Genomic DNA, 5,092 nt, shown 5'->3' on the forward strand with positions numbered 1-5,092 from the left:
CGCTCGCTCGCTACAGCGCTATCGAGAGCGCGCTCGCGAGCGGCTTCGCTACCGCCGAGCTACACCACCTGTGGGGACGCGACCACCGAGCGTTGCGAAAGATCGACACAAAACGAAAAGACGCCGAGATGGGTCTCGGAGCCAAACATCAAAATAATGTATCGAATACCGACAAACACGCCGCTCTCGGCCAGATTGCTCAACACAAATCGCCAGCCTGTGGCCAGCGATCCGCCAAGATAGGAAAGGCGAGGCCGCCTCAGATTCATCGGCCCCAGGAAAGCAAATGAAATCAGCGCTCCGGCGTAGCTGAGCGAAAAGGCCGTGAGGGCGGAGCCTACTTTTGCATCTCCTGCAAGCAGGACCACAGCTCCCGCCTGGTATGCGACAGCTTGGCCAATCGCCGACCAACCATATGCCCACAAACGCAGCTGTGACCTCAAGATCTCTTGAAGTGCGGTGTGCAAGCCGAACGAAACGATGATGGTTGCGGCAACGACATTGCCAAGTCCGAACCACGCCAGTGCCGATCCGGCCATGACCACAAACAATGCCACAATGGTCAGGGCAGTCAAAATAGACGATACGTACTCTCTACCCATTCCCGTGGCATGAATTTTTGCGGAAACAGGCATTATCGAATAGGTAGCAGCTCCAAAAACAAGTGTCGAAATAAATGAAACTGTAGCAATCGTCGTGCTACTGTCCAGTTTCCAGATGGCTTCCGATGTATAGTAAAGTCACTATATTCAGAAGACCAGGCACAATTCGTATGACGATGGCCTCCACGAATTTCCACAGACTGGCTCTTTTCATGAGATCACCCGTGCGAATGACCTCTTGAGCAAGAATGGGAAACTCAAGGCACCAAAGCTCAAGCAGGCAAGGAAGGCCTTGCCCAGGAATCGAACCGAGCGATATCGTCCAATCCAGAATGCCCTGACGTAGTTCAAATTCAGTAACAACATCGGGTACGGATTTTGCCGCTGAAGAAGCCGAATTCTCGCGGTCATCCCCTCCGGCAGGTACCTTTTTCGTCCGATATCGACGTTGACACAGATAACGTCATATTCGATCGCCAACCTGGACCAGAGGAGAGAAGTTGGAACACGGCGGAACCGCCCCGCAGGGGGCACGGCAACCCGTTTCAGCAAGGGAGTTCTGATGACCTCTTTCTTGTCGCCGACCACACCTTCATCGGCCCGCATCTTGATCAGGTTTGTACGCTCTGATGGAAACTGGTTTGCTGTCGCATCTGGTCCCTCGAGAACCATAGAGAACACAAGTCCCGCAATCTTCTCATCGGCACCTTGCCGCGAGAGACACTCACAAACCTCCGGCAGGCGATCGGTAAAGAGATCGTCGTCATCATCGAAAATCATGCAATAGTCGCCAGTGGCGGAAGCGATCGCCGAAAACATCGCAACCCCTCTGCTGCCATTTGGGCCAGTTGTGACCACCAATCTGGCATCGCGAGACGCGATCTCCGCAAGCGCTTCGCTTGTCCCGTCAGTCGAACCGTGGACATGGACACATACTTGCGCGCGCAGCAGTTCCTGAACCAGCGTCGCAACGCGATCCCGCCGATTGAACGTAGAGATGCAAACGCTCAAAAGCGCCCGGGACTGCAATGGGTTGCGAACTGCCTGTTTGCGAGCCGTATCGATCCCCTCTCCCCCTAGTTACGCGGTCATGGAGCGCAGCTATGCGCGGATCAGCCGGCAACCCCGCCAAGAACAGGCCTATCCCCGTCCAAAATACGCCTGGTACCACTCGACGAACCGCCCGACGCCCTCGGTCACCGTCGTCGTCGGACGGTAGCCCACCGCCTGCTCCAGCGCCGACGTGTCGGCGAAGGTATCGGGCACGTCGCCGGGCTGCAGCGGCAGCAGTTCGATGATGGCTTTCCTGCCAAGCGCGTTTTCCAGCGCCTCGACATAGGCGGTCAGCTTCACCGGGTTGTTGTTGCCGATGTTGAATATGCGCCAGGGGGCGCTGCTGGTGGCCGAATCCGGACGGCTGGAGTCCCAGGCGGCATTGCCCGTGGCCGGGCTGTCGCTGGCCCGCACGACGCCCTCGGCGATGTCCTCGATATAAGTGAAGTCGCGCGTGTGCATGCCGTTGTTGAACAGCTTGATCGGCTCGCCGGCAAGGATGTTCTTGGTGAACAGGAACAGCGCCATATCCGGGCGCCCCCAGGGGCCATACACGGTGAAGAAGCGCAGCCCGGTCGTCGGCAGCCCGAACAGATGACTGTAGCTATGCGCCATCAGTTCGTTGGCACGTTTGGTCGCGGCGTAGAACTGCAGCGGGTGGTCGGCCGGCCGGTGCTCGGAAAACGGCATGTCGGTGTTGGCGCCATAGACGCTCGAGGTGCTGGCATAGGTCAGGTGCGCAACGGCGCTGTTGCGACAGGCTTCCAGCATGTTGGTGTAGGCGATTATGTTGCTTTCGACATAGGCATGCGGATTTTCCAGACTGTAGCGAACCCCGGCTTGGGCAGCGAGATGGATCACCCGGTCGAATGCGTGGTCGGCGAAGCAGCCATCGACAACACCTCTGTCGGCGAGATTGCCGCGGATGAACTGATAGCCCGCATTGGTCTTGCGGCTCGCCTCCTCCAGCAGCCGCAGCCTCGCCTCCTTGATCCGCGGATCGTAATAGCTGTTGACGTTGTCGATGCCGACAACCTCGTCGCCGCGCTCCAGCAGGCGCTTGGCCACATGATAGCCTATGAAGCCGGCGGCGCCGGTGACCAGAACCTTCATCAGAAACGCCCATCCGTAACATGCCTGGGGAAGAGACCCTTGATGTCGCAGATGACGCCCGGGGTCTTGCAAAGCGCCTGCAGGCCGTCGACGCCAAGCGCGCGGAACTGCCGGTGGCCGACGGCCACGATGACGCCGTCATAGCGCTCGTCGGGAATGTCCTTCATGCTCGTTATGCCGAAAGCGCGCGCGCATTCCTGCGCATCGACCCAGGGATCCCAGATATCGATGCCGGCATTGCACTCCTTCAGCCGGGCGACGACATCGGCGACCTTGGAATTTCTCAGGTCCGGACAATTTTCCTTGAAGGCCGCGCCCATCACCAGAATCCGGTTGCCGACGACTGGTATCCCCTTGCGCATCATCAGGCGGGCCGTCTGATCCGCCGCGTGCCGACCCATGCCGTCATTGATACGGCGGCCGGCAAGAATCACCTCCGGATGATAGCCGAGTTCCTGGGCCTTGTGGGTGAGATAGTAGGGATCGACGCCAATGCAGTGGCCGCCGACGAGACCCGGCGTGAAACGCAGGAAATTCCATTTGGTGCCGGCGGCTTCCAGCACCTCGGCCGTGTCGATGCCCAGCTTGCCGAGATGAGCGACAACTCGTTCATCAGCGCGATGTTGAGGTCCCTCTGGGTGTTCTCGATGACCTTGGCCGCTTCGGCGCTCCAGCGCGTCCACCCTCGACTGGTTGATGTCGAACCCGACGACATCCCTGGTGGCACCGAAGGCGACCGCCAGCGGCAGGCCGACGTAGCCAAGTCCGATGATGGCTATTTTCCTGGAGGCGAGATCCATCTGCTTCCTGCGCTTGCTATTCCAGAGTCATGCTTCGCATTGGCTATCGCGCGCCAAACCCAGTAAGCATTGTTTTCATTGTCTTGAGCGTTATCAGAACATCCAGCCAAGGCGAAAAGTTCTTCATGTAATAGAAATCATAGTGCAATTTTTCCATCACATCCTCGACGGCAGCCACATGCCCTTGATTTACTTGTGCCCACCCGCTTATATCCGGCCTGACAATATGCCTGTAGCGGTAGAACGGCAACTCAGCCTCGTACCACTGCGAGAGCACGACGGCTTCCGGCCGCGGCCCGATCCAGCTCATTTCGCCACGCAGAATGTTGATGGCCTGCGGCAGTTCGTCGATCCTGAATTTTCGCAGGAAACGTCCGACGCGGGTGATGCGATCGTCGTCGCGCTTGGTGATCGCTTTCTCCTTGTCGCTGCCAGCGTCGCCGTGCTGCCGCATCGAGCGAAACTTGTAGACCGTGCAGAGCTTGCCCCGGTACCCCATGCGTTGCTGGCGAAACAGCACGGGACCCTCGGAGTCCAGCCGGATCAGCAGCGCTATCAGCGCCAGGACAGGGGAAAGAACGACAATCAAGACAAACGCGGAAATCCAGTCGGCCGCCTGCTTGATTTTAAGATAGGCCTGGTTCGGGTTAAGGGAGCCAAGCGTGTTTTCGGACAGATGCTCGATCTCGACCCGACCGGTCAACGACTCCCGCACCTGCTTGACATGGTATACGGGCGTTCCCGAAAGGGCCCGATCCGCGATGTATCGTTCCCATTCCGCGCCAAGATCGGCACGCAGATCGACGACCACGCCGCTGGCTCTTTCAATGACCGTGCTGGTCGACATGATCCAGAACCAGTGCACCCCGGGCAAGGTCTTGAGACGCTCGACATCTCCTCCGGGAATCACGACGAGCCGGTGTGGGTCGAGACGCCGCGTCAACAGGCTCAGGCCGAAATACCAGAGCGTGGACTGCGTGAAACTGGCGGCGGCCTGGAACCGGCTATACTCGAACCGAAAAAAGAAGATGGTCAGGAAAACAGCACCGTAGGACAAGGCAAATGTCGGCAAGATGTAGCTTGCCGCGGCCACGCCCGGGAAATTGCCGATGCGGCGATAGGAGAGGAAGCCCGCCAGGTGCGCAATCGCCGGGCGGTCACCGTTACCTGAAGGTTTGCCGAATAGATAAACTCAGGATTGAAGACAATCCGGATAATGGCAGGCGCAAAAATCGCGAATGTCAGTCCGCCAAGCAGCTGAAACCGAATCCTGAACAGGAAATGCCGGCTTCCGACAATAGTTGACGCCGTGACATTCAACGCCTTGCCCCTTCCCCCGAAGTTGCCGTGTCGGCCACAGGCCAGCGCGATTCTGCATCTGACCTGCCCGTTCGTTCGTAGAACGAATCGAACGCTTCACCCCCCCGGCGATTCGACATGATCGTGTCCCAGGAAGTGGTGTAGCTGACGGCTTGGTCGCCGCGTTCTCCGGCATGGGGCCGGGCTGATCAGCGTGCCACGGCT

At 58.7% G+C, this 5,092-nt stretch carries 4 protein-coding genes and 2 pseudogenes; all 6 read right to left on the reverse strand.

What is annotated here, in order from left to right:
- Nucleotides 1-59: 59 nt before the first annotated feature.
- On the reverse strand, nt 60-635 hold the full coding sequence (locus tag NKH03_RS34240; protein ID WP_352973257.1) for a hypothetical protein: 576 nt from the start codon (nt 633-635) through the stop codon (nt 60-62).
- A 177-nt stretch (nt 636-812) separates the two neighbouring features.
- Complete coding sequence (locus NKH03_RS34245; RefSeq protein ID WP_352973259.1) at nt 813-1,631, reverse strand: glycosyltransferase family 2 protein; 819 nt, start codon at nt 1,629-1,631, stop codon at nt 813-815.
- Between the two features lie 111 nt (nt 1,632-1,742).
- Entirely contained in the window at nt 1,743-2,768 is a 1,026-nt protein-coding gene (locus tag NKH03_RS34250) for an NAD-dependent epimerase (protein WP_352973261.1), read from the reverse strand.
- A pseudogene (locus NKH03_RS34255) lies at nt 2,768-3,435 on the reverse strand (nucleotide sugar dehydrogenase); the annotation flags it as partial. The gene NKH03_RS34250 and the pseudogene NKH03_RS34255, both read right to left, overlap by 1 nt.
- A gap of 52 nt (nt 3,436-3,487) precedes the next feature.
- Nucleotides 3,488-3,568 (reverse strand): annotated as a pseudogene (locus NKH03_RS34260) (hypothetical protein); the annotation flags it as partial.
- A 43-nt stretch (nt 3,569-3,611) separates the two neighbouring features.
- Nucleotides 3,612-4,640, reverse strand: a complete 1,029-nt coding sequence (locus tag NKH03_RS34265) for a sugar transferase (protein ID WP_352973264.1) — start codon at nt 4,638-4,640, stop codon at nt 3,612-3,614.
- Between the last annotated feature and the right edge of the window lie 452 nt (nt 4,641-5,092).

Origin of the sequence: Mesorhizobium sp. M1406 (genome assembly GCF_040317555.1) — a bacterium.
Lineage (GTDB): Bacteria > Pseudomonadota > Alphaproteobacteria > Rhizobiales > Rhizobiaceae > Mesorhizobium.